Source organism: Ruegeria sp. CI1 (assembly GCF_056536925.1).
Genome location: NZ_JBQFQP010000018.1, coordinates 52145 through 77328, shown reverse-complemented (window position 1 = coordinate 77328; position 25184 = coordinate 52145). Strand labels below are relative to the sequence as shown.

The 25184-nt window shown below is 61.1% G+C and carries 26 protein-coding genes, 2 tRNA genes and 1 pseudogene; 3 read left to right on the top strand and 26 right to left on the bottom strand.

The window, feature by feature from the left end; all coding sequences use genetic code 11:
• Nucleotides 1-230: 230 nt before the first annotated feature.
• The 17 genes and pseudogenes from ACR0LZ_RS18815 to ACR0LZ_RS18735 all read right to left on the bottom strand — a co-directional run.
• Nucleotides 231-590: pseudogene (locus ACR0LZ_RS18815) on the bottom strand (tyrosine-type recombinase/integrase); the annotation flags it as partial.
• A gap of 255 nt (nucleotides 591-845) precedes the next feature.
• A tRNA-Phe gene (locus tag ACR0LZ_RS18810) sits at nucleotides 846-920 on the bottom strand.
• A 78-nt stretch (nucleotides 921-998) separates the two neighbouring features.
• The gene (locus ACR0LZ_RS18805; RefSeq protein ID WP_480751578.1) at nucleotides 999-1181 is read right to left on the bottom strand and encodes a DNA gyrase inhibitor YacG; all 183 of its coding nucleotides are present in this window, start codon (nucleotides 1179-1181) and stop codon (nucleotides 999-1001) included.
• Complete coding sequence (locus ACR0LZ_RS18800; protein WP_480751577.1) at nucleotides 1178-2200, bottom strand: ribonuclease E/G; 1023 nt, start codon at nucleotides 2198-2200, stop codon at nucleotides 1178-1180. Before ACR0LZ_RS18800 ends, ACR0LZ_RS18805 begins: the two co-directional genes overlap by 4 nt.
• A complete protein-coding gene (locus ACR0LZ_RS18795) occupies nucleotides 2197-2775 on the bottom strand; it encodes a Maf family protein (RefSeq protein WP_480751576.1) in 579 nt (192 codons plus the stop codon). Before ACR0LZ_RS18795 ends, ACR0LZ_RS18800 begins: the two co-directional genes overlap by 4 nt.
• 10 nt (nucleotides 2776-2785) lie before the next feature.
• Nucleotides 2786-3004: a translation initiation factor IF-1 gene (gene infA, locus ACR0LZ_RS18790; RefSeq protein ID WP_005978431.1), complete on the bottom strand. Its 219-nt coding sequence runs from the start codon at nucleotides 3002-3004 to the stop codon at nucleotides 2786-2788.
• 90 nt (nucleotides 3005-3094) lie between these two features.
• Nucleotides 3095-3970: a carbon-nitrogen hydrolase family protein gene (locus tag ACR0LZ_RS18785; RefSeq protein WP_480751575.1), complete on the bottom strand. Its 876-nt coding sequence runs from the start codon at nucleotides 3968-3970 to the stop codon at nucleotides 3095-3097.
• 67 nt (nucleotides 3971-4037) lie between these two features.
• Nucleotides 4038-4307, bottom strand: coding sequence for a DUF4242 domain-containing protein (locus ACR0LZ_RS18780; RefSeq protein ID WP_480751573.1), 270 nt, complete (start codon nucleotides 4305-4307; stop codon nucleotides 4038-4040).
• Nucleotides 4308-4578: 271 nt separating this feature from the next.
• Entirely contained in the window at nucleotides 4579-5172 is a 594-nt protein-coding gene (locus ACR0LZ_RS18775; protein WP_480751572.1) for a GNAT family N-acetyltransferase, read from the bottom strand.
• Entirely contained in the window at nucleotides 5165-5563 is a 399-nt protein-coding gene (locus ACR0LZ_RS18770) for a ketosteroid isomerase-related protein (protein ID WP_480751571.1), read from the bottom strand. Before ACR0LZ_RS18770 ends, ACR0LZ_RS18775 begins: the two co-directional genes overlap by 8 nt.
• On the bottom strand, nucleotides 5560-6018 hold the full coding sequence (locus ACR0LZ_RS18765; RefSeq protein WP_480751570.1) for an arsenate-mycothiol transferase ArsC: 459 nt from the start codon (nucleotides 6016-6018) through the stop codon (nucleotides 5560-5562). The genes ACR0LZ_RS18770 and ACR0LZ_RS18765 overlap by 4 nt, the downstream gene beginning before the upstream one ends.
• Nucleotides 6019-6021: 3 nt before the next feature.
• Entirely contained in the window at nucleotides 6022-6501 is a 480-nt protein-coding gene (locus tag ACR0LZ_RS18760) for a UPF0262 family protein (RefSeq protein ID WP_480751568.1), read from the bottom strand.
• 121 nt (nucleotides 6502-6622) lie between these two features.
• Nucleotides 6623-7924: a histidinol dehydrogenase gene (gene hisD / locus ACR0LZ_RS18755; protein WP_480751567.1), complete on the bottom strand. Its 1302-nt coding sequence runs from the start codon at nucleotides 7922-7924 to the stop codon at nucleotides 6623-6625.
• A gap of 100 nt (nucleotides 7925-8024) precedes the next feature.
• Entirely contained in the window at nucleotides 8025-8504 is a 480-nt protein-coding gene (locus ACR0LZ_RS18750) for a GNAT family N-acetyltransferase (RefSeq protein WP_480751565.1), read from the bottom strand.
• Nucleotides 8505-8533: 29 nt separating this feature from the next.
• A complete protein-coding gene (locus ACR0LZ_RS18745; RefSeq protein WP_480751564.1) occupies nucleotides 8534-9010 on the bottom strand; it encodes a DUF2948 family protein in 477 nt (158 codons plus the stop codon).
• Nucleotides 9007-10275, bottom strand: coding sequence for a UDP-N-acetylglucosamine 1-carboxyvinyltransferase (gene murA, locus ACR0LZ_RS18740; protein ID WP_480751562.1), 1269 nt, complete (start codon nucleotides 10273-10275; stop codon nucleotides 9007-9009). The genes ACR0LZ_RS18745 and murA overlap by 4 nt, the downstream gene beginning before the upstream one ends.
• 6 nt (nucleotides 10276-10281) lie before the next feature.
• Nucleotides 10282-10437: a hypothetical protein gene (locus ACR0LZ_RS18735; RefSeq protein WP_480751561.1), complete on the bottom strand. Its 156-nt coding sequence runs from the start codon at nucleotides 10435-10437 to the stop codon at nucleotides 10282-10284.
• An 83-nt stretch (nucleotides 10438-10520) separates the two neighbouring features.
• Between ACR0LZ_RS18735 and ACR0LZ_RS18730 the strand changes: the two genes are divergently transcribed.
• Both ACR0LZ_RS18730 and ACR0LZ_RS18725 read left to right on the top strand, forming a co-directional pair.
• A tRNA-Thr gene (locus tag ACR0LZ_RS18730) sits at nucleotides 10521-10595 on the top strand.
• A 226-nt stretch (nucleotides 10596-10821) separates the two neighbouring features.
• Entirely contained in the window at nucleotides 10822-11175 is a 354-nt protein-coding gene (locus tag ACR0LZ_RS18725) for a phasin family protein (protein ID WP_480751559.1), read from the top strand.
• A gap of 76 nt (nucleotides 11176-11251) precedes the next feature.
• On the opposite strand, the gene ACR0LZ_RS18720 is transcribed toward ACR0LZ_RS18725, so the two are convergent.
• The 5 genes from ACR0LZ_RS18720 to ACR0LZ_RS18700 all read right to left on the bottom strand — a co-directional run bounded on the left by ACR0LZ_RS18720 (nucleotide 11252) and on the right by ACR0LZ_RS18700 (nucleotide 18448).
• Nucleotides 11252-11497, bottom strand: a complete 246-nt coding sequence (locus tag ACR0LZ_RS18720; RefSeq protein ID WP_480751558.1) for a MoaD/ThiS family protein — start codon at nucleotides 11495-11497, stop codon at nucleotides 11252-11254.
• Nucleotides 11490-13748 (bottom strand): xanthine dehydrogenase family protein molybdopterin-binding subunit, encoded by a 2259-nt coding sequence (locus ACR0LZ_RS18715; protein WP_480751556.1) that lies wholly within the window; start codon nucleotides 13746-13748, stop codon nucleotides 11490-11492. Before ACR0LZ_RS18715 ends, ACR0LZ_RS18720 begins: the two co-directional genes overlap by 8 nt.
• A complete protein-coding gene (locus tag ACR0LZ_RS18710) occupies nucleotides 13748-14227 on the bottom strand; it encodes a (2Fe-2S)-binding protein (RefSeq protein ID WP_480751554.1) in 480 nt (159 codons plus the stop codon). Before ACR0LZ_RS18710 ends, ACR0LZ_RS18715 begins: the two co-directional genes overlap by 1 nt.
• 3 nt (nucleotides 14228-14230) lie before the next feature.
• Nucleotides 14231-15091 carry an FAD binding domain-containing protein gene (locus ACR0LZ_RS18705; protein WP_480751553.1) on the bottom strand — a complete coding sequence of 287 codons (861 nt, stop codon included), beginning with the start codon at nucleotides 15089-15091 and terminating at the stop codon, nucleotides 14231-14233.
• A 144-nt stretch (nucleotides 15092-15235) separates the two neighbouring features.
• Nucleotides 15236-18448: a reductive dehalogenase gene (locus ACR0LZ_RS18700; RefSeq protein WP_480751551.1), complete on the bottom strand. Its 3213-nt coding sequence runs from the start codon at nucleotides 18446-18448 to the stop codon at nucleotides 15236-15238.
• A gap of 74 nt (nucleotides 18449-18522) precedes the next feature.
• On the opposite strand from ACR0LZ_RS18700, the gene ACR0LZ_RS18695 reads away from it, so the two are divergent.
• On the top strand, nucleotides 18523-19425 hold the full coding sequence (locus tag ACR0LZ_RS18695; RefSeq protein WP_480751550.1) for a LysR family transcriptional regulator: 903 nt from the start codon (nucleotides 18523-18525) through the stop codon (nucleotides 19423-19425).
• A gap of 24 nt (nucleotides 19426-19449) precedes the next feature.
• Here the strand turns inward: ACR0LZ_RS18695 and ACR0LZ_RS18690 are convergent, their stop codons facing one another.
• The 4 genes from ACR0LZ_RS18690 to ACR0LZ_RS18675 are packed head-to-tail and all read right to left on the bottom strand — an operon-like array spanning nucleotide 19450 to nucleotide 25184.
• Nucleotides 19450-20718: an NAD(P)/FAD-dependent oxidoreductase gene (locus tag ACR0LZ_RS18690; RefSeq protein ID WP_480751549.1), complete on the bottom strand. Its 1269-nt coding sequence runs from the start codon at nucleotides 20716-20718 to the stop codon at nucleotides 19450-19452.
• A 50-nt stretch (nucleotides 20719-20768) separates the two neighbouring features.
• The gene (locus tag ACR0LZ_RS18685; RefSeq protein ID WP_480751547.1) at nucleotides 20769-21803 is read right to left on the bottom strand and encodes an ACP S-malonyltransferase; all 1035 of its coding nucleotides are present in this window, start codon (nucleotides 21801-21803) and stop codon (nucleotides 20769-20771) included.
• Entirely contained in the window at nucleotides 21800-23992 is a 2193-nt protein-coding gene (locus ACR0LZ_RS18680) for a dehydrogenase E1 component subunit alpha/beta (RefSeq protein WP_480751546.1), read from the bottom strand. The genes ACR0LZ_RS18685 and ACR0LZ_RS18680 overlap by 4 nt, the downstream gene beginning before the upstream one ends.
• Nucleotides 23993-24017: 25 nt before the next feature.
• Nucleotides 24018-25184, bottom strand: a complete 1167-nt coding sequence (locus ACR0LZ_RS18675) for a pyridoxal phosphate-dependent aminotransferase (protein ID WP_480751545.1) — start codon at nucleotides 25182-25184, stop codon at nucleotides 24018-24020.

Below are 25184 nucleotides of genomic sequence, written 5' to 3'. Positions count from 1 at the left end.
GGGGTATTTTTTAACCAGAAAGAAGCGGAAACGCGCATATGCTTCTTACGGGTCGCAAGGCTCCACAAGTGGCATGCCGAGATTGATACCCGAATGATACCCAAGAAGATTTGGGTCGGGTGCTCATTCGCTAACAGCGAATACAACTAATTGACTCTGCTCGATTTAAATGGTGCCCGGGGGCGGGTCGCCTTAGTGCCTTGGCTCAAACACTTAAGGAGACCGAAAAACTAAGGGCAACAAAAGAGCAACAACAGAAGGAGGTTAAGTTGCATTATCACGCTCGTTTGCACGTGTGCGAGCTGCGCTTCTATCCAGTCTGGATTCCAGTTGTTTTCATTAAGAATGGTAGAAGCAGTAGTGCGAAATCCGTGAGGCACATGTTCGCTTGAAACATACCCCATACGCCTCAAAGCAGCATTGAGCGTTCCATCAGACATTGCCCGTTTCAAATTATGACGTTGAGGAAAAATCCACTCGCTTTCACAAGTGTACGGGCGCAACCAACTCAACAACTCTCTGGTTTGATCAGCCAAAGGTACAATGTGCTTCCGCTTTGACTTCATTCTCGCTTCCACGTCTTTGAACCGTTTGGAGAAATCTCCAAGAAAAGTCCTTTTCCGTCGGACTTACGGTACCGCTTTTCTGTAGGCTGAAATGTTTCAATGATTTCAGGTGTTAAGGGCATTTGTTGCTCATCCTTTCTCAGATTGAAAATCTTCAATTGAGCAACGAATGGGCAACAATTTAATCCACTCGCTGCGGTTGGTTCGAGTGGGCAACAAATCAAAAAACCCAGATAACCTTGTGATTAGGTTAGAATTTAAACTCTTGGGTAAGTGATATGGTGCCCGGGGGCGGAATCGAACCACCGACACGAGGATTTTCAATCCACTGCTCTACCCCTGAGCTACCCGGGCACGGGAACGGTGTTTGCCGTTGGGTGGAGGCCTTCTATGACTTGCCACAGGCGGTGTCCAGAGGCTTTTTGACATTTTTTAATGCGGGCGTTCGGACGGTGAAGTGCGAGGTTCGACCGCCTCTTCCACGTCGTCCTCACGTTCGGACGGCAAGCTGTATGAGCCGTTCAGCCACTTGGCCAGATCCAGATCCGCACAGCGTTTCGAGCAGAAAGGGCGGTAGGTTGTCGTCGTCTTGTCACCACAGATCGGACAGCTCATTTCAGCACCTCCGCCAAGGGAATTCTCCCGCGTTTGCGCTGCAACTCGAAATGGCCCAGCGGGGTCCATCCAGCCAGAATCGTTTCCTCGCTGTCTTGCCTGAAGGCCGCGCGCAAAGCGGCCTCGAACCCGCGCCGGTCCTTCTTCGGCATGGGGGCGAGGTCCAGCGTGATCTGACCGCCCAGGCCGCGCACCCGCAGCGCGCGTGGCAGGATCTTGGCGCATGCGAAATTGGCCTTCTGACCTGCCGCCAGGGACGTGTCAGACCCGGTATTCACATCCACGGCGACCAGCGCGCGGGTTGGCTGGATAAACAGTTGCCCGCCACCTGCAAGCGGCTCGGCAATCGCTCGGGCCGTATCCAGCGCATCCAGCACGCCATGAACCTCGAACCCGCCAGGTTGCGTCACCACCTCGGCCGTTTCGGTCCAATCGCGCCAGGCAAGGGTATGCGGGCCGTCGCCTTCGGCAAGGATCTCAGGCGCATCCCCCTGGTCGCTCAATACCTTGTCCGCCAATTCCGCCATGGCGGCGATATCCTCGGCGATTGCTTCCGCTTCGGCTCCGTCGCAGCACGACCGCAGGATCAGCCCGTACGCGCTGTCGCCCATGTGTTCATGGGCAATTTCCAGCAACCTGTCGCGCAGGTCCTCGTCGCGGATGTTGCGCGAGATGTTGAAACCCGGCGCATCCGGCGTGACGATGGCATAGCGGCTCTTGAACAGCAGCCGGGACGTGACCGGGATCGCCTTGCCCGGCTCGGCATAGCCGGTGACCTGCACCAGCAGTTGCGCATCGGGCGCCAGGCCCTTGACCTGCCGCAAAAAGGCCGGGCCGTCTGGGGTCGACAAAAACATGCCGCCCTGCCCTTTCACGGGCCGGTCCGCGCGGGCGCGATAGATAGTTCCGGGCGCAGGCGCGTCGCCTTCGATCAGGAAATCATCCAGCCTGCCATCCACCATCAGCGCCGCCGCCTCGCGGTCGTCTATGTGGTCCAGAATGATTGTGCGGCCTTTCATGACACCTCCTGATACAGCGGCAAACCTGCCGCCTGCAACAAACCCGACGTCTCCGCCAACGGCAGGCCGACGATACCGGTGAACGACCCGCTTATCCACGGGATGAAGGCACCCGCAGGTCCCTGAATGGCATAGGCACCGGCCTTACCCTCCCAGTCGCCGCTGGCGAGATAGGAATTGATTTCCACATCCGACAGCCGCTTGACCTTGACCTGGCTGACCACCTCCCGCGCCCAAAGGTCATCGCCGCGCCGCACGGCGACGGCGGTGATCACTTGGTGGCGACGGCCCGACAGGGCATAAAGAAACTTGGCGGCCTCGGCCGCATCCAACGGCTTGCCCAGAATGCGGCGCCCCAACGCTACGGTGGTGTCGGCGCACAAGACAACGTCGCTGTCCCCGGCCTGCACCGCCTGCACCTTTTCCCGGGCGATCCGGGCGCAATAAGGCCGCGGCAACTCGCCTTTATGGGGCGTTTCGTCAATGTCTGGAGGGGATATCTTGTCGGGCCGCACGCCAAGCTGAGCCAGCAGGTCCAGCCGTCGCGGACTGCCCGATCCCAGGATGAACGCCATAAGGCTGGCGTTACTTGAAACGATAGTTGATCCGACCCTTGGTCAGATCGTAAGGGGTCATCTCGACCTGCACCTTGTCGCCGGCCAGAACGCGGATGCGGTTCTTGCGCATCTTGCCTGCCGTATGTGCGATGATCTCATGGCCGTTTTCCAGCTCGACCCGAAACGTCGCATTCGGCAGGAGTTCCTTCACGACACCGGGAAATTCGAGCGTATCTTCCTTGGCCATGTTCTCTCCTTAAATACGTTGCACCCGCAGAATCTACGGGACGTGCGCCTAAATGAGCGCATTTTCCCCTTAATTCAAGGGCCGAATTGCCTAGATGCCACAGTTTGTGACGGATAAGACGCGGGGTTCCTGCTCGGCCCAGTGGGCCCGGTTCAGCACCCGACCATCTGCACGCACATGGGCAATCGCCCCAAGGTCCACCTCGGCATAGGTCCAGCCGGGCTGGTTCAGCCCGCCCTCGGCCAGAACACCCGTTTCGGGGAACCCAATATCCGGCGGACCAAAGATGCCGCCCGTCCCGGTGTTCATATCCACCGCCTCGGACCAGTCGTTGCAGCCGACCAGAGAAGCCATGACCGTAACGCATTGATTTTCCAGTGCCCGGGCCATCGCGCCGATGCGGACACGCCAATAGCCCGACAGCGCCTCGGTGCAGGATGGCACCAGGATCAGATCGGCCTCGGCCAGTGCCCTGCCCAAAAGCGGGAATTCGCTGTCATAACAGATCAGAACACCGATCTTGCCCAGCGCGGTATCGAACAGCTTGAGCGGCCCGCCCGCAACAACATTCCAGTGTTCGCGTTCGAACCGGGTCATGATCTGCTTGTCCTGATGGTCTCGCCCACCCGTCGGGGTGTAGAACTCGGCCCGGTTGACGGGCCTGTCAAATCCCGCATTCACCGGGGCCGAAGTCCCAAGAATATGGACCCCGTACTCCCGCGCGAGATTCTGGTGCAGGACAGCCGCGTCCTCCATCCGATCCGAAACTGCATGGATCGATTTCTCCAGATCTCCGGCAACCTCCGGCCCGTCCAGAGTCGAAAGCTCCATCGCGCCATATTCGGGAAACACCAACAGCTTGGCCCCGTTTCCGGCAGCCTCGGCCACCCAACGGTTCAGCTTGTCCTCGTACTGGGCCCAGCTATCGAGCCAATCGAGCGGATAGGCGGCGGTTGCAAGTTTCATATCGGCGTCCCCGGCTGCGAAGGTCGTGCGACCTTATGCGGGGACGCCGCGCCATGTACAGACCCGATTAGCGGGCGGTTGTCGGGTCGATGATGGTCACGACCTCGGTGATCTTGCTGGCCGGGAAACCGCTGAGTTCCGCGTGCTTGTGAATCGCGTCCTCATTTTCGGCCAGATAGATACAGAATGTCTTGTCGCCCGCGACATACGAGTGCTGCCACTGCACCCCCGGTATCTGGTCCAGCGCCTCGTTCGACTTGGCGGACGCTCCGCCCAGTTCGTCGCCGGACATGCCGCCAACCCCCGGCAAATCGCGCTCAATCACATATCTTTTCATGACTTTCCCCCCTTTGGAAAACTCAAAGGTAACACATTTTTGCATATTTGTATGAGCGAATTTGACGACAGGTTTTCCCCCTGAACACAGCTTTGATCTGTCTCCACTATCACTGCCAAATCTGACTGCGACAGGCTTTAGGCATTTTCTGGCTTGGACGGCCCAAAAGTGACCCTACGATTTTCTGGCCCGGCAAGCGGTCACTGAATGTCAAATCCGGCACCGGTTGTTGAATGGTGCGCCACAAGCGTCCAAAGGCGCGCAGCCGGGATCAGAGATCCCGGATCCAGAATTGCAACGGCTTCGACGTTTCTTCCTCTTCGCCCAGATCCTTCCACGGGAATTGGGCAACGGCCCCCGGCAATGGCTCGTACCCCCGCGCGCGCCAGAATGCGTCAAGCGGGCGATAGCTTTCCGGCCGCATCGGGTGATCGGCAGGGCGCTGCACGCTACAAAAGGCGCATTTGGCATAACCCAATTCGCGGGCGTGGGCTTCGCGCAAGTCAAAGAACCTGTGGCCGATCCCCTGCCCCCGGTAATCCGGGATCAACACGGATTCGGCGCAATAAAAGATCTGCCCCATGTCCAGCCCGGTATCGGCAAAGGCTGCGCCGAAATCATCGGCGTGATCGGCCAACGGCATGCCGGTCGAAGCGCCGACCAGCTTGCCTCCGTCAAAGGCGCCAACCACGATGGCGCCCTCGCTTTCGACATAGACCTTCAGGTAATCGCGCTCATAGGCCAGATCGCCGTCGTAGAGATAGGGCCAAGCCCGGAATACCGCGATGCGCAACCGCGCCACATCGTCCAGCGCCGCTTCCAGCGCTGCGCCGGTCAGCGCCCGGACATCCGTGACCTTACCCATTCGAGACCTGTTTCATCCAATCGGCCAGATTGTAGAAAGTGGTGACGCGGGTGATCTTGCCGTCGCGCAGGTCAAAGAACGACCCGGCGGGCAAGCGATAGCTCTGGCCATGCGCCTCAGGCAACCCGTCATCGGTCTCCAGATAGGTGCCATTGACGATGAATTCCGCCGCCGCACGGGTGCCACCATCGGCCTCGAAAATCACCATGTCGGTCAGGTTTTCTTTATAGCAGCGGTTCATATGGGCGCAGAACGCGGCGAACTTTTCCTTGCCCTCGCGGATCTGCCCTTCGTTCACGTGATGGGCCACGTCATCGGACAGGCAGGCAAGCATTCCGTCGACGTCCCCGGCATTGAAGGCATCGAAATAGCGTTTGACGGTGTCGTTCATGTAATCTCCGTAGGCTCTCCCCAGCGCTCCTTGAGGTGCTGGATGATTTGATCGCGGGTTTGACGATAATGATGTAACTTCTCTTCCCGCGTCTCGCCGAGCCCAGTAGGGTCCATTATTGGCCAATAATCGACATCGAGGTGATAATATCGGGTGAGTTCCAGCGCCCGCCGCTGACTCGCAGGCGACAGCGCGATGACCAGGTCAAAAGACCCCAGATCATCGCCCCATTCCTGCATCTCGTCAAAGGTGCGCGTACGGTGGCGCGACAGTTCGACGTCGATTTCCTGGCAGACCGAGATGCAGAACCCGTCAACATCCATATCACTTTTGACCCCGGCCGACTGCACATAGGTGCCGGTGCCGTAGAACTTCTTCATGATGCCTTCGGCCATTGGTGACCGCACCGCGTTGTGGTCGCAGCAAAACAGCACCGAGTGCGGCAACGGCTTCACGCGTCAGCCCCCAAAATGCAGAACGCAGATCAGGGTGAACAGGCGGCGCGCGGTGTCGGTGTCGATCTCGGCTTTTCCCTCAAGCCGCTCCTGCAACACACGGCTGCCTTCGTTGTGGATGCCGCGCCGCGCCATGTCGATGGTTTCGATCTGACTGGGCGGCATCGTTTTCACTGCGTTGAAATAACTTTCGCAGATCTGGAAATAGTCTTTCACGACCTGCCGGAACGGGCCAAGCGACAGATGAAACTCGGCGGCTTTCTGGTTGTCTTCGGTTTCGATGTCAAAGACCAGCCGCTTGTCGCGAATGGACAGTTGCAACCGATAGGGACCATCCGGAATGACCCGGTCATCCCGTTGGGGCAGGTCGAAACTGTTTTCCTCAAGCAGGTCGAAAATCGCCACCTTGCGCTCCTGCTCGATCTCCGGCGTCGGCGCGGGAAGGTTGCGATCGTCCAGTTCGATATGGCTTATGTGACTCATACTTTCGGTGCTCGGAAAAAACTGCGTTCCGGCAGGGGTACAACAACGTGCTATTGGGGGCAACTGTGTGTCGCCCCGTTCCCATGGGCCACAGGATACCGCGCGGATCTGTCCTTCGGTCTCAACTGTTCAGACGGTCCAGCCGCGCCCGCACCGACAACCCGTGCGCCTCCAGGCTCTCCGAAATCGCCAGCCGCTCTGCTGCCGGGCCGATGGCGCGCAGGGCCTCGGGGGACATCTTGCTGATGGTGCTGCGCTTGAGAAAGTCGATCACCGACAGGCCCGAGGAAAACCGGGCCGAACGCGCGGTCGGCAGCACATGGTTCGGCCCGCCCACATAATCGCCGATCGCTTCGGGCGTGTACTGGCCCAGGAAAATGGCGCCTGCGTGGATGGTCTTTTGGCTCAGCGCGTCCGGATCGGCCACGCACAATTCCAGATGCTCGGGCGCGATACGATTGGACAGCGCCGCAGCTTCGTCCATGTCGCGCACCGTGATAACCGCTCCGAAATCCCGCCAGCTTGGCCCGGCAATGGCGCGGCGCTCCAGTGTCTCAAGGCGTTTTCCCACCGCTTCCGCCACCGCTTGGCCAAAACCCGCATCATCGGTGATCAGGATCGACTGCGCGCTCTCGTCATGTTCGGCCTGGCTCAGCAGGTCCAGCGCGATCCAGTCGGGGTTATTGTCCTTGTCGGCAATCACCAGAATCTCGGACGGTCCCGCGATCATGTCGATGCCGACCTTGCCAAAGACGCGGCGCTTGGCGGCGGCGACAAAGGCGTTGCCCGGGCCGGTGATCTTGTCAACCGGCCTGACCGCATCAGTCCCATAGGCCAGCGCCGCAATCGCCTGCGCCCCACCTATCCGGTAAATCTCGTCCACCCCGGACAGTTGCGCCGCCAACAGAACCAGCGGATTTACCTGCCCATCCGGCGTCGGCACCGCAATCGCCAGCCGTTCCACCCCCGCCACCTTGGCCGGAATCGCATTCATCAGCACCGATGACGGATAGGAGGCCAGACCGCCCGGCACATATAGCCCCGCCGCCGACACTGCCGACCAGCGCCAGCCCAGCGTCGCGCCCGCCGCATCGGTCCATTCCTCATCCTGCGGCATCTGCCGTTCGTGATAGGCCCGGATGCGCTCGGCCGCCAGTTCCAGCGCCTCGCGCTCTTCCGTCGTAACCTGGCCAGTCGCCCGCACAATCTCTTGCGGGGAAAACCGCAGGCTTTCCGGGGTCAGTGCGATACGGTCGAACCGCTCGGTCAGTTCGATCACCGCTGCATCGCCCCGCTCCCGTACATCTGCAATGATCGCGGCAACCACTTCGTCCACATCCGGGCTGTCTTCGCGCTTGGCGGCCAGCAGCGCCGCAAACGCGGCATCGAAATCGGGCGACGTGGTGTCGAGGAATTGGGGCATGGCTGGACCTCCGGGCGTTTTGCAGGGTGCATATCGCCGCGGCGCGGCGGTCTCAAGCCTCAGCCGCGGGGGTGCAGCGATTTGTGCCAGTGCCGCGTGATCAAAGTTGCTTGGTCATCGCCTGACAAGAGGCCGCCGGGCCACATTGCGCCGCCCCGTCCCCACGCCAGCCCCGTGCCTCGTAGAACGCACGGGCCGTGGTGGTGCCGACCAGAAATCCGGTTTGGTGCCCCGCATCCCGCAAGCGATCCTCAAGCCGGTCCAACAACGCGGCGCCAATTCCCTGCCCGATCGCCGACGGCGCAACATAAAGCAGCAACACCTCGCCGCCGGACGATATCGCGCCAACCCCGCCGGGCTGTCCGTTCCACTCCGCCAGCCAGAACTCGGCATCGCCGTCCAGCCATTTTCGAATGTCCTGCGCGGTCTTGCCCGAGGTCCATTCAGCCAGCGCCCTGGGATCGTCGCGGTGATCGTCGCGGCACAGCAGGGTGATCGATTGCACCAGAATGCGGCTGATATCAAAAACATCAAAAACCGTGGCCCGCCGCAAGGCGATCCCCGATGCAGTTGGGGACATCGCCTGCGATATGCCGCGCTTGTTCTGCACTATTCGGGGTGGTGCGGGGCCTGCCCCGAGGGGGCGCGATAGGGCCGGGTCACGTCTTTCAGACGGGCGTCGAGCGCCTCGACATTCAACCGTATCGCCCCGTCTCCGGCCAACGTCAGCAGGATCTGCCCCGCCTCGTCTCCGGACGGCTCGAACTCGACCGACAGCAGCGACAGGATCATGTCCTTGTCCGACCGGTCGATCCCCTGGCTTGCCACTGACAATACCGAATCGAACACCAGCAGCGACTGAACCCGCTCGAACGCGCGCCCGCGCCGTTCGGCGGCCTCGCGATCCTCCCAGCGGAACCGGTTCAGCAGTAGGGCAAAGCGTTGTTCCGACGGGCGCCAGGACAGTTCCGTAACAGGAAACACCGCGTCCTGCGTCAGTGTGGCGATCACCTTCAGATCGTCGACATCCTCGGCTCCGAGGTTCAGCGGGGTTTCGCGCCCCTCTTCGAATTTTGCGTCCGTCATTGGCCCTTGATCCGTTCTATCCGCGCGCCGACGCCTTCCAGCTTGCGCACCACATGCTCATATCCGCGATCCAGATGATAGACCCGGCTGACCACGGTTTCTCCCTCGGCGGCCAGACCGGCCAGAATCAGCGAGACCGACGCCCGCAGATCGGTCGCCATCACCGGCGCGCCTTTCAACCGTTCGACCCCGGTCACCGTCGCGGTGCCGCCATGCACGTCGATCTGGGCACCCATGCGCATCAGTTCAGGCGCATGCATGAAGCGATTCTCGAAAATCCGCTCCTCCAGAACCGAGGTCCCCTCGGCGGTGCACATCAGCGCCATCATCTGCGCCTGCAGATCTGTCGGAAACCCGGGGAAAGGTTCCGTCACCACGTCAACGGCGTTGACCCTGCCGTTGCGGCGCGCCACCTTGAGGCCCTTCTCGGTCTCTTCCACCGCGATCCCAGCCGCATCCAGTTTTTCGACGAACGAGCCCACAAGCTCGATCCGTCCGCCCAGAAGCTCGACTTCGCCGCCGCAGATTGCGGGTGCCAGCATATAGGTGCCCAGCTCGATCCGGTCGGTGACAACCTGATGCGTGGCGCCATGCAGCCGCTCCACACCCTGAATTTCGATGGTCGACGTGCCCTCACCCTCGATCTGGGCGCCCATCTTGCGCAGGCAACGCACCAGATCGACGATCTCGGGTTCGCGCGCGGCGTTCTTCAGCACCGTAGTGCCCTTCGCCAGCGTGGCCGCCATCACCATGTTCTCGGTCGCGCCCACCGAAGCGAACCGCATCTCATGCACCGCGCCCTTCAACCCGCCCGGCGCGCTGGCGTGCAGATACCCGTCCTTCAACTCGATCTCGGCTCCCAGCGCCTCCAGCGCCTCGACATGCAAATCCATCGGGCGCGCACCGATGGCGCAGCCGCCGGGCAGCGACACAACGGCCTGGCCAAACCGGGCCAGCAACGGCCCCAGCACAAGGTTCGACGCACGCATCTTGCGCACGATATCATAATCCGCCGTGTGACTGGTCAGATCATGGCTCGACATCGCCAGAACCTGCCCGTCCTGCAACAGCGACACCTCGGCCCCCAGCGATTGCAGCAGCGTCGTCATCGTCTTGATGTCGCTCAGCCGTGGCGCATTGGTCAACGTCAGCGGTTCATCGCTGAGCAGCGTCGCCGGCATCAGCGTGAGGCACGCATTCTTGGCCCCTGCAATGGGTATCTGGCCATTCAGCGGGCCATTGCCGGTAACGAGAATCGAATCCATCTGCTCTTATTCCTTTTCCTCACCGGCCTTGTCATCCGTCGTCGCGCGCGCGCGCGCCTGCGCCTTGCGCCTTGCCAGGTTGGCCTTCAGTGCCGCCTTCAGCCTGTCCTCGCGCGCAGATTCGGATTTGCCGTGTTTTTTTGGTGAATTTTCGTCTGACATGACCTTTCTCTACAGGAGGTAAAAAAAACCGTCCAGACACCCTTGCGCCGCGTTTCGTTTGCGTCTAATCACCCGCTCACCGCGCTGCCGTAGCTCAGGGGTAGAGCACTCCCTTGGTAAGGGAGAGGTCGAGAGTTCAAATCTCTCCGGCAGCACCATCCTAACTTATTGAAAACAAACGCCCGCCTCACGGGATTGAAGATGTGCGCGCCCAACTGCGGGACAGATCTGACAGGATAGGCTGGCGGTGATCCAGCAGTTTTTGTGACCCCGCACGATCCAGATCAAGGACCGGCAAGCTCAAACCAGCTATGGACAAGCATCGGGTTTCGCGCAGGCGGCGACGAAACAACCCGATACTCAGTCTGATACAGGAGCAAGGCCATGGCAAAATCGAAGAATACGGATGCAGACCTGGACGCAACCGCGCCCGCGATGACTCTTGGCTTGATGGGTGTCAATCAGACCGCGGCCAAAGCCTGGATGGACATCATGTCCGAAAGCACGCGGTTCGTGACGGATCGCCTGCAACAGGACTTTGAAACGCAAAAGGCTCTGCTGGCCTGCAAGACCCCGGCGGATCTGGTGAAGGTCCAGTCGGAGTTCTTCAAGACCGCGATGGAGCAATATACCGACGAGGCTGCGCGCCTTTTCACGATGATGTCCAAGGCGACGGAAGAAACGATCAAAGACACGCCGTTCCGCCAGTCCCGCGATTATGACGACGTGCCCCTCTGATAGTGGCGACGCCGGATCTTCAGGCGATATCCATTCTGCCGGTCAAAGGCGGTTTGCCACAGGAACTGGCGCAGGGCTAACCGCCCCGAAGCCGTTGCATCAGGTAAACCTCGGCCCCGTCCGGGATCGGCTCGGTCAGGCCACCGGCAATGATCCGACCGTTGATTGCCACCGACACGCCCGCATCGATGGGGCCTTTCAGCGAAGGATAGGCGCGCACCAGTTCGCGCAGCAACTCGCCGGTGTCCGAGGCCTCGACCTCGACCACCTGCTGGCCCCCGGTCAAAGACCGGAGACCAGACCAGAGGTTGACCTCAACCATCGCCCTTGAGCGCCGCCAGAATCCGCGGCGGCGACATGGGCAGGCGGCGCATGCGAACACCCGCTGCGTTCGATACGGCATTCGCGATCGCAGCCAGCGGCGGCACGATTCCGGTTTCCCCCACGCCCCGCACACCGAACGGGTGACCGGGGTTGGGCACCTCGACGATCACCGTGTCGATCATCGGCAGGTCGCTGGCCACCGGGATACGATAATCAAGGAAGATCGAGTTCTGCAGGCGACCGTCCTGGCCATAGATATACTCTTCGTTCAGCGCCCAGCCGATACCTTGCGCCGCGCCGCCCTGATACTGACCTTCGACATAGGTCGGATGGATCGCCTTGCCCGCATCCTGAATGACCGTATAGCGCGTGACACAGGTCTTGCCGGTCTCGGGATCGACCTCGGCATCGACGATATGGGTGCCGAACGATACCCCCGCACCTTCGGGCGTGGCCTCGAAATGGCCCGAGATCGGACCGCCTGTCGCGCCCATGTCGGCGGTTATTTCGGCCAGCGGCAGCGGATCGAAATCACCAGCATTCGGCCCCGACGGCACGGCACAGCCGTTCTCCCATTTCACCGCATCGACCGGGATACCCCACTTGGCCGCCGCGCGTTCACACAGTTTCTCGACGGCATTGCGCGCCGCCTTGATGGTTGCCAGACCCGAGGCATAGGTCACGCGGCTGCCGTGACTGATGTCATTGTACCCCAGCGTCGCGGTGTCTGCGACCGTCACGCGAACGTTTTCGTAAGGGATGCCCAGCACCTCGGACGCCATCAGCGCCATCGATGCGCGCGACCCGCCAATATCCGGCGTACCCACCATCACCTGCGCCGATCCATCCTCGCTCAGCGCCAGCGACACGCTGGTCTCGCCCCCGTGGTTGAACCAGAACCCGCAGGCGATGCCGCGCCCCTGCCCCGGCTTCAGCGGCGCCGAATAATGCGGATGCGCCTTGGCGGCTTCCAGTGTCTCGACAAGCCCGATGCGGTCGTAGCGCGGGCCATAGCTGGCCTTGGTGCCTTCGTGCGCGGCGTTCTTCAGGCGCACCTCGACCGGGTCCAGACCCAGCTTGTTGCACAGCTCGTCGATCACCGATTCAACCGCAAACGCCCCCATCGGCGCGCCCGGCGCGCGATAGGCCGCCTGTTTCGGGCGGTTGGCCAGCACGTCATAGCCCACCTGCCGCACATTGGTCAGGTTGTAAGGCGCAAAGGCACACATCGCAGTGAATTCGGCCGGCGCACCCGGAAAGGCGCCGCCCTGCAGGCGGAAAATGCCTTGCGCGGCAGTGATGGTTCCGTCCTTCTTCATCCCGATCTTGATGTCCATCGACGCCGACGAGGTCGGCCCGGTGGCCCGGAACACCTCCGACCGGTTCATCACCAGCTTGACCGGACGGTTGGCCTTGCGGCTCAGCGCCAGCGCCACCGGTTCGATGAACACCGTGGTCTTGCCGCCAAAGCCGCCACCGATTTCCGAGGCCGTGACGCGCAATTGCGACGTCTCGATACCCAGCAGTGCGGCACAGTATTTCTGCACGTACCAATGCCCCTGGGTGCAGCACCACAGCTCACCTTTGCCGTCATTGCCCAATGTGGCCAGACAGGCATGCGGCTCGATATAACCCTGGTGTGTCGCTTCGGTTTCGAAATGGTCCTCGACCACCAGATCCGCCTCGGCAAATCCGGCCTCGACATCGCCGTGACCGCTTTCGTGATAGCGCACGACGTTCGGGTGCATCCCCTCTGGCACCGAGTAATCGGCAGCCCCCTCGCGGATCACCGGCGCATCGGATGCCATCGCCTTGTCCACGTCGGTGACGTGGGGCAGCACCTCGTATTCCACCTCGATCAGCTTCAGCGCATCGCGCGCTGCCAGCGTCGAGGTCGCAGCCACCGCCGCCACCGCATGCCCGTCATACAGCGCCCTGTCTCCCGCCATGACGTTTTCCAGCACATTCCAGAACTCGCCCTCAAGCCCCGGCTTGAACTCGGGCTTGTCCGAGAAATCGGCGCGCGTGACCACCGCTTTCACGTCTTTCAGCGCCTCGGCCTTCGACGTGTCGATCTTCACAATCCGCGCATGCGCATGCGGCGAGCGCAGGATGGCGCCATGCAGCATGCCGGGCGCCTGGGCATCCGCCCCGAACTTGGCGCGGCCCGTCACCTTGTCCAGCCCGTCCGGGCGGTCGGGCCGTGTGCCCACAAATCTGAAATCGGTCTTGCGATCGTCAAGCGCCATCACGAAGCCTCCCGCATTTCGGCCGCCGTATCCATCACGGCGCGAATGATCTTGTCATAGCCGGTGCACCGGCACAGATTTCCCGCCAGCCAGTACCGCGTCTCTTCCTCGGTCGGGTCGGGGTTCTTTTCCAGCAGCGATTTCGCGGCCACCAGAATCCCCGGCGTGCAGACGCCGCATTGCAGGGCGGCATATTCGATGAACTTCTTCTGCAGCGGGTGCAGAACGTCGCCATCGGCGATGCCTTCGACGGTGCCGATCTCCTTGCCTTCGGCCTCGGCCCCCAGCATCAGGCAGGAACAGACCAGCCGACCATCGACGGTGACCGAACAGGCACCGCAATCGCCGGTGCCGCAACCCTCTTTCGCGCCGGTCAGGTTCAGCTTGTCGCGCAGACAGTCCAGCAGGGTTTCACGCGGGTCGCACAGAAACTCGACCGCATCGCCGTTGACGGTGGTTGATACGTGGATCTTGCTCATGGCTCATTCTCCCTTGGCACGGGCATAGGCGATCTTGGCAGCGCGCTTGGCCAGCACGCCGGCGACCTCGGTGCGGAACGCGATGGTGCCGCGCTTGTCGTCGATCGGATTGCAGGCCGCGGATGCCGCCGCCGCCAGCGCCTCCAGCGCGGCGTCATCCAGCGTGGTGCCGATGATGGCCTTTGCACAGTCCTCGACCAGCAGAACCGTCGGCGCAACCGCGCCCAGTGCAACGCGCGCCTCGGTAACGGTGTCGCCATCGAGCCGCAGGTTCACGCCGACACCGACCACCGCGATATCCATCTCGGTACGCGGAATGAACCGCAGATAGGCATCGCCGCCATTTGCCCCCCGCGCCGGGATATGCACGGCCGAAATCACCTCGCCCTTGGCCAGCGACGTCCTGCCTGGACCGGTCGGGACGTCTTCGACCGCAACCTCGCGATCCCCGTTCGGGCCCGTCACCGTCACGGTCACACCGGCCGCCACCATGCCCGGCACGGAATCGGCGGCGGGCGAGGCGTTGCACAGATTGCCGGTCAGCGTCGCGCGCCCCTGCACCTGGGTCGACCCGATCAGATCCATCCCTTCGACCAGCCCGGGCCAGTCCCGCCCAAGCTGCGGATGCTCGCTCATCTCGGCACCCGAGACCGCAACACCCAGCGTCCAGCTGCCGTCATCCTGGCGGGTAATGTCCTGCACCCCCTTGATTTTCTTGATGTCGATCAGCGTATCCGGCGTCACGAAATCCGAACGCAACTGTACCAGCACGTCCGTTCCGCCAGCCAGGAAACGCGTAATGCCCGTCGCATTCACAGCCAGTTCCGAAGCCTCGGCGAAACTGGCGGGGCTGTGATAATCCATGTTTTACCTCGCACCTGTTGATCAGGGTTTCACTTGGTTCGGGGGCGACGTTAGTCCAGCACCCATCCGGCGTCCATGACAGGAACGACGATTTTTTTCGAAGCAAAATGTCGTTTCCAGACCCCCGGGCCAGCGACCCGGGCGTCAAAGGTCGATTTCGATCACCCCGTCCGGTTCTGCGGCGCGGCTCTGGCACAGGATGATCGACCCTTCGCGCTGTTTCTTCGACAGCACGAAATCGCGATGCTCCACCTCGCCCGAGATCAGGCCGCATTTGCACACCCCGCAGATCCCGTCGGCGCATTTCACATCCACATGAATGCCCGCCTCGTTCAGAACCTGTGCGGCGTCCTTGTCCTCGGGCACCACGAATTCGCGCCCCGATCGCGCCAGCCGCACCGTAAAGGAGTGATTTTCGTATTCGGGCTGTTCGGGAACCGAGAAATATTCCAGATGCCGCGCCTCTTCGGGGAATCCCTGCCGTTCAGCCGCCGCCATCACGCCATCCATGTACCGATCCGGCCCACAGGTATAGACGTGCCAGCCCGGCTGGTAGCCTGCCAGAACCGCATCCAGATCGGCGCGCGTGCCCTTGTCCGAGAAATGCAAGCGCACCCTGTCCGCCCAGGGCATCGCCGCCAGATCGTCCAGATACCCCGCACCGGCCTGCGTGCTGGCAGAATAATGCAACTCGAACTCCGCGCCCATTGCAAACAGCCGGTGGGCAAAGGCGATCATCGGCGTGATGCCGATGCCACCGCCCATCAGGAATGTCCTGCTCGCGCTTTCATCCAGTTCGAAATGATTGATCGGTTTCGAGATGAAAACCTTGCGCCCCTCGTGAAAGATTCTGTGCATCAGGGCCGATCCGCCCCGCCCGTGATCCTCGCGCAACACGCCGATCTGGTATTTCGACCGGTCAGACGGATCGCCCGACATCGAATACTGGCGCAGGAACTCGGGCGCCACCAGCACGTCCAGATGTGCGCCCGCCGTCCATTCCGGCAACGGCACGCCGTCAATGGGTGAGAATTCGAACTTGGTCACATCCGCCGTCATCTTCTCGACCCGGGTCAGTTCCACCCGCATCACCGGGGCATCGCCCGCGATCCGATAGCGGTGGACAACCGACATATCCCCGGCAGCAACGCGCGCCCTGTGTTCCTCGGCGCTGACCATCGCCTCATAGGCCTCGATCCCGGCCTCGCGATCCATCGGAAACGGATAGGGCCAAGGGTGCGGCGCCAGCGGCGCGGGATAGACGGCCAGCGTCTGATCCTCGTATTTCAGCTCCAGCTCCCTTTGCAGACCGCGCCGGTTCAACGGATGCACCGAAGGGCGATAGGCGCCATCCGCCTGCAACTCGATATCCCACCACCATTTCTTGACATCGTTCAGCCCGCCATTACCCACGGCATCGTCCAGCTTTGCCAGCGCAGGCGCGGCTGACAAGATATTCATCGCGGCCCAGCGGAACGGTTTTTCCTTGAAGATCCCTTCAAGGTTCCACGGGCAGGTTTTCATGCAGCGCCCGCACATCGCCCCGCCCGGCGTGGTGATCCGATAGGTCGCGCATTTCTGGCTATCCGATTTCCAGATTTCATAGCCGTTGAACATCCGCTTTGGTCCCGCGGTAATCGCGCCCGACGGGCACTCGCGGGCACATTTGTTGCAGCTTTCGCAGAAATTCTGCAGACCGAAATCGATGGGTTTGTCATGGGCCATCGGCATGTCCGTGGTCACGACGCCCGATTTCAGGCGCGGCCCCAGATAGGGGTTCAGGATCACCTCGCCAATGCGGCTGACCTCGCCCAGACCACTCAGCAGCAACAGCGGCGGTTGCAACACCTCGCCATCCATCACCGTATGCGCCTTGGCCTTGTAGCCCAGATTTCGGATCTGCTGCGCGATCACCCCACCCAAAAGCGAGAACCGCAAATAGGCGCGCATCGACTGCGCGACGCTGATCCAGTCGTCGCCGGATGCGCCCTCCATCGTCTCATAACCCTGATCGATGATCATGCTGACGGCCTGATCATGCGGCGGCACGATCTCTTCGCCGGTCGCGTCATGCGAATACCAGGCCCAGTCCGGGCAGCGGCTGAGGCCGACCGCGTCGACGCCCAGAAAATAGCTGGCCGCTTTCAGGTTGGCGGCGTTGCGATCGGCGTCATTTGGTTTGTACGTTTCGGCACAGTCCCCATCCTGAAGCAGTACAAAAGCGCCAAGTGCGCGTCTTTGCGCGAAACTGGGCGCGGATTTGCGCGCATAATGACCGCCCTTGGCCCCGTCCTGAACCGCCCTGCCCATATCCCCGAACTGCGCCCGCGCGAACATATCTGTACGTTTCGGAACCCGCGCCACATGAGCCTCGTCGATATAGGTCGTCGGCTCCTCAACCCGTTTCAGCTTCTCGAACGGCTGCGCCCCATCGACATAGCGGCGCCTGGCGTAAGGATCTCTGTTGAAAGCATTTTTTGCAAATCCCTTACCTAGCCACCAGGCAGGGCCTTGGGTTTGGAACCAAGGTTGTTCGGCCATCGGTCGCAACGGCAGATCATGCGCAATCTCCATTTCGGTCGTCACCGCCGCCAACCCGAACCGGCTGCCCAACCAAGGGGCGACCAACACACCATCCTCGACCGTCACCAACCCGGCGGCAACTGCCAATTTCCCCAGATCGACATCCGAAGACATCACCGAATGCGCCCGCGCATCAAACCCAAGAAGGCGAATGTAATTGGCAATTACTGTAGCATTTTCAGTAGCTAACAGGCAGGCTCGGTGATCCTGTGCATCCAGAATCCACTCAGACCCCGACTCATCCGGGTCCGGATCTCGGTTGTGCTCATACAGGAAAATGATGGCGTGACGGTGGCTGTCGATCGAGATCGGTTCGGCCTCCATACTGTCCTTCAGGTCGGCCATGATAACGTCAATGCCCGAGGCCAGAGTCTTGGTCTGGCGCGTCCTGAGCGCATGAGCCAATCGGTCGATATCGGGGTTTCGGCGCGGATTGGACAACATCGCTTCAGTCGGCAGCGGCCCGCATCCCATCATTGATGCATCATTGAAATAACCAAATGATTTCAGATGATTGGCTCGTTCAAGCGGATTTTCCGGGATCTCTGCCACCGCCGGATTGACGAAGCCGTCGCGGATCGCATCCAGCATCGCCTGAAACTCTCCCATCGCGTTGACAATGCTTTCTGGCGTCTGCCGACGGTGAAAACTCAACTCCGCCATCTCTGGTATCTGCGCAAGGTCCGGCAGGTCGGCCGCCCGCGCAAGCCGTTCAAGCGGATAGTGCCCCATGTGCACAGGCCGGTTCTTGTCGGAAAAAAAGCGGAATCCCATCGCGTTCTCCTGTCCTTACCGCCCATCTACTGTGAAATGGACACCAAAACCATTCATGGTTAGTCATATACGGCATGAGCAAATTCGATTTCACTGATCTCGACGGCAAGGTCCTGAGAACCTTTCTGACCATTCTCGAAGAGAGTTCTGTGTCCAAGGCAGCCGACCGTCTTGGGGTCACGCAATCGGCCGTCAGCCACACCCTGTCGAAACTGCGAATTGTACTGGGCGATCCGCTCTTTGTACGTTCGGGTCAGGGGCTAACCCCCACCGAACGCGCCATCGCCCTGCAGGAACCGGTACAACAGATTCTCGACGGAATGCACACCCTGACCGAAGGTCGTCCATTCGATCCGCAATCTGAGGAGATGACTTTCCAGATCGCGGCAAACGACCTGCAACGAGACCTGATCTTTCCCCGGCTTTTGAATGCCGCGCGCACCGACGGTGTGCGCCTGCGGCTGCATTTTGTTCCTTCAGGCGTTCCCGATGCCGCCATTTTGCGAAATGACCGCTGCCAATTGATGCTGACGCCGCTTCCGCCCGACGGACCGGATATCTTTCAGAAGCGGCTGCTGACCAGCCCGCTAATGGTCTATTTCGATGCAAGCCATCGCGCCCCACCTGCGACATGGGAAGAGTATTGCGCCGCCGAACACGTCGAAGTTCGCTTTGCTGACGGGCGCAGCGCCAAGGTGGTCATGCGTGGCGTCGATCAAAGCCAGATCCGCCCTCCGACCGTGACCCTGCCCCATTTCAACGCCATCCCACCTTTTCTGCTCGGTAGCGACCTGATTTCGACGGACACGGCACTGATGAAAATGGGGCCGCTAGCAACACTCGATTGCGCGCCCCTGCCGTTCCGTTGCGAGCCGGTGCAGATCTTCATGGTCTGGCATCAACGTTCAAACGGCGACCCTGCGCACCGATGGTTGCGTGGTCGGATAGAAACGTTGGCATCTCAGTTGCAACCATGATTGCCGCGATAGGATCGGAAACGCTCAGAACCTTGCTTTGACCAGGTGCGTCAGCACCGCGCCGGTTTCGAAAAAGGCGCGGCGCAGACCGGTCCAATTCTCGCGATGCTCCACGACGGCAGGAACCGGCAGCATTTCGGGGTCACCTGACAGCAGGCTTTGGGCGGACATGGCGCCAAACACCGTTCCCGGCCCGATACCTCGACCGGAATAGCCGTGCACGGCCAAGGCGTTCGGTCCGATCTGCGTGATTTTCGGTATATGGTCAGAGGTCATAGCAATGCGCCCGTGCCAGCCAGCGGTCAATGGTTGATCCGCCAGTTGTGGGAATAACTGACCGATCTTGCGCACGATCCAGTTGCGATGGGCAAAACTGCCCGCATTACCCAGATCACCCATCGCCCCGATCACCAGTCGCCCGTCCTGATCCATCCTGAAAGAGGTCATGATCAACCCGGTGTCCCAGCATCCTTCACCTCCGGGCAGGATGGTCGCGCGCATCGCCTGTGGCAAAGGCGCGGTCGCATATTGGAAGTAATACACCGGTACATAGGCCGGTGCAGTATGCGTCAAATCACGATGATAGGCATTTGTCGACTGTAGCAGCGCTTTGGCCCGCACCTCTCCGGATGGTGTCGACAGATGCCACATATCCCCTTCATGACGCAGTGATTGCACCGCGCTTTGCGTGAATACCCGAGCCCCCGCCTCGGTTGCCGCCCGCGCCAGCCCGCGAACATAGGCCATCGGCTGAATTGTTCCCGCGCGCGGATCGAACAAGGCACCGTGAAAAGAACCACTTCCTGTTCGCCTGCGGGTTTCCGCCTCCGACAACAGTTGCACAGGCGCCCCGGAGGCGTTCAGTTGTTCGCAGCGTTGCGACAGATTGCGGAGGCCGGACGGGGAATGCGCGCAGTGCAAAGTTCCGTTTCTGACTGGATCACAGTCGATCCCGTGCAAATTGATCAACTCGTAGACCCGCGCAGGTGCATCGGCCAATAGCGCGATCAGCCGGTTTCCCGCCTCGGTTCCAAGATGGGCACGAATATCATCCGGTGGCAACCAAAGGCCAGCATTGGCCAGTCCGACGTTACGACCCGACCCACCATGGCCGATGTCATGTGCTTCCAGCAGGCAGACCGATGCCCCGACTTGCGCCGCATGAAGCGCTGCGGAACAGCCGGTATAACCTCCGCCGATTACCGCAAGATCGACGGTAATCGTTTCGTTCAACACACGCACGTCAGTCTTTTCTCGGCAGGTTTCCTGCCACAGGCTTTTCTCAGAATCCATCAGCACTTCCAATCTGTTCGGATATCGCAACCGAAACAATTTTCCGGCAGTCAGTCGATGACAAGAGTCCTTTGATCCTCGCGGCCCATCGAGATCAGCATGGGGATTTCCTCCTGCCGTGCCTGAAAATCCGCTTTGCCCGCCATACCGCGCCAGTTTGCCAGCACCAGCGACTGCGCAACCGCCCCGCCCAGCGTTGCCCCAGGCCCGGTGACGATGAAGAGATCCGGAGCGAATTCGCGCGCTGCCGTCTGCACGGCACGCGTAAAGTCATAAGGTTCGGTCACCTGATGGCCCAGTGTATAGCCCCACAAAGCACTGGTATCGGTCGCCCCCGGCCACCAGATCTTACCCCGCCCGTCGATCAGCGGGCGGTCAGGCTGGCGGAACATACCTGCTGCCAGGCGGTTACGCCCCTCGGCCGCGACCGGCGCTTGCAGACGGGTGTGAAAGGCCGCGTGGTTCGACAGGCGCATCGGAAACCGTTCGTGCACCATCGGAACCGTGGCCTCAAAAGCCGCCAACCCTGCCTCGTTACCTGCCAGCACAAGCATCCCGCCCAGATCAATGGAAAGCGCCAGGTCCTGCCCGCCGACCCTGTCGATGCGTGAGACCTGCGCGAGCAACTCTGCCTTGCGTTCAGGATCGTTTACCCAGTCCTCTCCGTTGAAAGGATAAACCAGTTGCCCGCCTAATAAGCGTTCCTGCATCAAAGTGCCCATGGTGTTGACCACCCGGAACCCGTCATCGGCACTAAGTGCTCCTGCGACAGCCAGAGCAATATACCAACCCATCGAGTTTCCGGTCACAGCCAACACTTCGATATCCCCGGCCAATGCCTTCGCGTCTGCCAGCGAGGCCGCATAAATCAGGGGTGAGGCAACATCACCACGAGAGTATTTGCCCACAGTGTAACGCGCGGCACTATCCAGTGCCGTTACCGCCTCTTGCCCGGCCTCTGCTCGGATGATGTCGAAGCCGCGAAACATTTCCATCCAGGCACCGTGGTGGCGATGCAAATAGCCAAGCTCGGGCTTGTTGTAAGTACCCCGACCGGGGCAGATCACGACGGCAGTACGGGTCATTTGCGGGCTCCGGTCAGATTCAGGGCAGCAGCAACAATGCCGTCTTTCGACGGCAAGGGCGCAGAATAGGCCGGACCGGTCGCGATGAAACAATCTTCAGCCACGACGCGAGCAGTCGGAACGGAACCGATTTCCTCACTGAAGAATGTCATCAACCCCTCGGACTGGCTGCCTGTGCGGCGGCACTCGTCGACGATCAGGACGTGCTTACAACCCTTTGTCGCCTCGCGCAGCGCGTCGGTCGGCATCGGCGCCAGCCAGCGCATGTCGATGATCCGGGTCTTCACCCCCGCTGCCTGCAATTCGGGCAGAGCTTGTTTCGACAGGAAATGCCCGTTGCCATAGGTCACGACAGCCAGGTCGGTGCCGTCACCATGCACGCCGACCTCGCCCAATCCGATCCGTTGGTCGGGCGAAGGATAGGTGGTCATCCACCCCCCATCCTGTCCTTCGTGCAGGTCGCGCATCGGATAAAGCGCGATGGGTTCCAGGAAAACGACCACCCGCTGCTCTTCCCGCGCTAGCCGTACGCACTCGCGCAGCATCTGTGCCGCATCCGCCCCTGTCGATGGGCAGGCAATGATCACTCCGGGAATATCCCGCAGGACGGCAAGCGAGTTGTCATTGTGGAAATGCCCGCCAAAACCTTTCTGATACCCCAGCCCGGCGATGCGCAGCACCATCGGGTTGGTGAATTGTCCATTCGAGAAGAATGGCAATGTTGCGGCCTCGCCCCGGATCTGGTCCTCGGCATTGTGGAGATAGGCCAGGAACTGGATTTCCGGGATCGGAATGAAGCCGTTGTGCCCCATACCGATGGCCAGCCCCAGAATGGACTGTTCATCCAGCAATGTGTCGATCACCCGATCGGAACCGAACCGCTGTTGCAGCTTCTGTGTGACGCCATAAACGCCACCCTTGCGCCCCACATCTTCGCCCATACAGACGATCTCACCGTGTTCCAGCATCAGGTCCGTCAGCGCCCAGTTGATCAGACGGCTCATCGGCTGCGGATCGCCCAGCGCACGCATGTCGCCACCGAATGCGGCGGCGCGGGCTTCGGCGCTGGGTCCGTTGGTAGGTTTGCAGGCGCGCTTGGGCGGGATCAAACTGGCCACTACCTCGGTCGCATTGGCCAGATGCGGACGGCTGGCGGCCTCCGCAGCGATGCGATCTGTACGGGCGCAGGTCTCTTCATAGATCTTCAGCGCCTGATCGGGCGACAGCGCCCCGGCCTGATCCAGCAGTCGCACCGTGTGCAACAGCGGATCATTGGCCTCGTCCGCCTCGACCTCAGCCTTGCCCAGATAAGTTGTCGGCACATCTGCGCCCGCATGGCCGTAAAGGCGCACGGTCTTGAGATGCAGAAACGCCGGCTTTCGCCGCGAGCGCACATAATTGGCGGCTTCAAGGGCAACCGCATAGGTCTCAAAAATATCGAGCCCGTTGGCCTGAAAATACCTGATCCCCGGTCGATGCTCCATCGACGCCTGAATCCAGCCCTTGGGTGTCCTGGTCGAGATACCGATACCGTTGTCCTCGCACACGAACAATAGCGGCAGCGGAGTCGATTGCACACTGGTCCACCCGGCCGTGTTGATTGCCCCCTGAGCCGTCGAGTGGTTGGCCGAGGCATCGCCGAAAGAACACATGGCAATCCCGTCCTCGGGCAGTTGACGATGTTCCGGGTCATGCCTGCGCGCGGCCCCCAGACTATAGGCGGCACCTACTGCCTTGGGCAGATGGCTGGCGATCGTCGAGGTCTGCGGCGGGATCATCAACGCCTTTGACCCCAGTACCTTGTGCCGCCCGCCAGAGGTCGGATCTTCCTTGGAACAGGCAAAGCTCAGCAGCATGTCCCAAGCGATCTGCTGGCCGGGCACCTGCTCGGCGCGGGCAATTTGAAAGGCCGCATCGCGATAGTGCAGAAAAGCGATATCTGTTGGACGCAGGGCATGAGCCACTGCTGCCATCCCCTCATGACCCGACGAGCCGATGGTATAAAACCCCTGCCCCGACTTCTGCATCGCCCGGCTAGTCCGGTCAAGCGCGCGGCTGAGCACCTGAGACCGGAACAGCGAGACCGCGTCGGTCCCGTTCAGCCCCGGCTGCGGCAGTGCTCCGGCAGGCAGGTCGCGTTCGGCAACACGGGTCAGGAAATTGTCGTGAACGATTTGGGCGCGGTCCATGGCTCGGTCTTTTTTTCAGGTCTTGTTACAGTGCTTCGACAGCGCGGGCGATACGTGCAAGCCCTTCGGTCAGGCTGTCTGTTGCATAGGCGAAAGACAGGCGCAAATGCCCAGGCATCCCGAAGGCGCGCCCCGGCACCAGCGCAACGCCCACCTCGTCCAGAAGATAACTGCAGAACTCATGATCCACAGGCATTTTGACGGGTGTCTTCGGAAAGACATAGAACGCCCCATCCGGTTTGGCACAGGCCAGACCGGCCGCGTTCAGTCCGGAAACCACAAGGTCGCGGCGCGCCTGCATCTCGGCCCGGCGTTCCGTCAGCAACTCTTGTGGCCCTGTGATCGCCTCCAGCGCCGCGGCCTGCGCAATCGAACAAGCACCCGACGTGATTTGCCCCTGCACCGCCACCATCGCCTTGATCAGTGGTGCCGGGCCGATGCCCCAGCCAATGCGCCAGCCGGTCATGGAATAGGCTTTGGACACGCCGTTCACGGTCAACGTGCGGCCAGCCAGCGACGGCACCGCCTGCACGAAAGGAGTGAAGGGAACGTACGAGAGATGCTGATAGATTTCGTCGGAGATCACCCAGACATTGGGATGCCGTTCCAACACCGCGCCCAGCGCCTGCAACTCTCCCTCGGAATAAACCGCGCCGGTCGGGTTCGAAGGGGTATTCAGCAACACCCAGCGGGTGCGCGGGGTTATCGCAGCCTCCAACTGCTCAGGCGTCAACTTAAATCCCTGCTCACCGGGGCAATCCAGAACCACCGGCATCCCGCCCGCCAATTTCACCATATCGGCATAGCTGGTCCAGAAAGGTGCCGTGGTGATAACCTCGTCGCCTGAATCGAGTGTGGCCAGAAACGCACCCGCCAGCACTTGTTTGGCGCCAGTGGAAACAATCACATTGGCGGCCTCGGCTTCAGCTTCTGCGGCGATGGCCGCGCGCAACGAAGGTGTTCCGGCAGTGGCGGGATAACGGGTCTGCCCTTCCAGTGCTGCGCGATGAGCGGCTTCGACCACATGGGCCGGTGTCGGGAAGTCTGGCTCCCCCGTACTCAGCGCAATCACATCAACGCCCTGCGTCCGCAGGCGCGCGGCATGTTCCGAAATCTGAACGATTTCTGACAGTTCGATCCCATCAAGCCGTCCGGCGCGCTGAAACCCTGAAGAATTGTTCTGATAAGTCAT

Excerpts from the sequence above, each read along its gene's own strand:
- ACR0LZ_RS18805 (WP_480751578.1), bottom strand. The coding sequence starts at position 1,181 with ATGAGCTGTCCGATCTGTGGTGACAAGACGACGACAACCTACCGCCCT.
- ACR0LZ_RS18800 (WP_480751577.1), bottom strand. The coding sequence starts at position 2,200 with ATGAAAGGCCGCACAATCATTCTGGACCACATAGACGACCGCGAGGCG.
- ACR0LZ_RS18795 (WP_480751576.1), bottom strand. The coding sequence starts at position 2,775 with ATGGCGTTCATCCTGGGATCGGGCAGTCCGCGACGGCTGGACCTGCTG.
- infA (WP_005978431.1), bottom strand. The coding sequence starts at position 3,004 with ATGGCCAAGGAAGATACGCTCGAATTTCCCGGTGTCGTGAAGGAACTC.
- ACR0LZ_RS18785 (WP_480751575.1), bottom strand. The coding sequence starts at position 3,970 with ATGAAACTTGCAACCGCCGCCTATCCGCTCGATTGGCTCGATAGCTGG.
- ACR0LZ_RS18780 (WP_480751573.1), bottom strand. The coding sequence starts at position 4,307 with ATGAAAAGATATGTGATTGAGCGCGATTTGCCGGGGGTTGGCGGCATG.
- ACR0LZ_RS18775 (WP_480751572.1), bottom strand. The coding sequence starts at position 5,172 with ATGGGTAAGGTCACGGATGTCCGGGCGCTGACCGGCGCAGCGCTGGAA.
- ACR0LZ_RS18770 (WP_480751571.1), bottom strand. The coding sequence starts at position 5,563 with ATGAACGACACCGTCAAACGCTATTTCGATGCCTTCAATGCCGGGGAC.
- ACR0LZ_RS18760 (WP_480751568.1), bottom strand. The coding sequence starts at position 6,501 with ATGAGTCACATAAGCCATATCGAACTGGACGATCGCAACCTTCCCGCG.
- hisD (WP_480751567.1), bottom strand. The coding sequence starts at position 7,924 with ATGCCCCAATTCCTCGACACCACGTCGCCCGATTTCGATGCCGCGTTT.
- ACR0LZ_RS18750 (WP_480751565.1), bottom strand. The coding sequence starts at position 8,504 with ATGTCCCCAACTGCATCGGGGATCGCCTTGCGGCGGGCCACGGTTTTT.
- ACR0LZ_RS18745 (WP_480751564.1), bottom strand. The coding sequence starts at position 9,010 with ATGACGGACGCAAAATTCGAAGAGGGGCGCGAAACCCCGCTGAACCTC.
- murA (WP_480751562.1), bottom strand. The coding sequence starts at position 10,275 with ATGGATTCGATTCTCGTTACCGGCAATGGCCCGCTGAATGGCCAGATA.
- ACR0LZ_RS18735 (WP_480751561.1), bottom strand. The coding sequence starts at position 10,437 with ATGTCAGACGAAAATTCACCAAAAAAACACGGCAAATCCGAATCTGCG.
- ACR0LZ_RS18725 (WP_480751559.1), top strand. The coding sequence starts at position 10,822 with ATGGCAAAATCGAAGAATACGGATGCAGACCTGGACGCAACCGCGCCC.
- ACR0LZ_RS18720 (WP_480751558.1), bottom strand. The coding sequence starts at position 11,497 with ATGGTTGAGGTCAACCTCTGGTCTGGTCTCCGGTCTTTGACCGGGGGC.
- ACR0LZ_RS18715 (WP_480751556.1), bottom strand. The coding sequence starts at position 13,748 with ATGGCGCTTGACGATCGCAAGACCGATTTCAGATTTGTGGGCACACGG.
- ACR0LZ_RS18710 (WP_480751554.1), bottom strand. The coding sequence starts at position 14,227 with ATGAGCAAGATCCACGTATCAACCACCGTCAACGGCGATGCGGTCGAG.
- ACR0LZ_RS18705 (WP_480751553.1), bottom strand. The coding sequence starts at position 15,091 with ATGGATTATCACAGCCCCGCCAGTTTCGCCGAGGCTTCGGAACTGGCT.
- ACR0LZ_RS18700 (WP_480751551.1), bottom strand. The coding sequence starts at position 18,448 with ATGGGATTCCGCTTTTTTTCCGACAAGAACCGGCCTGTGCACATGGGG.
- ACR0LZ_RS18695 (WP_480751550.1), top strand. The coding sequence starts at position 18,523 with ATGAGCAAATTCGATTTCACTGATCTCGACGGCAAGGTCCTGAGAACC.
- ACR0LZ_RS18690 (WP_480751549.1), bottom strand. The coding sequence starts at position 20,718 with ATGGATTCTGAGAAAAGCCTGTGGCAGGAAACCTGCCGAGAAAAGACT.
- ACR0LZ_RS18685 (WP_480751547.1), bottom strand. The coding sequence starts at position 21,803 with ATGACCCGTACTGCCGTCGTGATCTGCCCCGGTCGGGGTACTTACAAC.
- ACR0LZ_RS18680 (WP_480751546.1), bottom strand. The coding sequence starts at position 23,992 with ATGGACCGCGCCCAAATCGTTCACGACAATTTCCTGACCCGTGTTGCC.
- ACR0LZ_RS18675 (WP_480751545.1), bottom strand. The coding sequence starts at position 25,184 with ATGACTTATCAGAACAATTCTTCAGGGTTTCAGCGCGCCGGACGGCTT.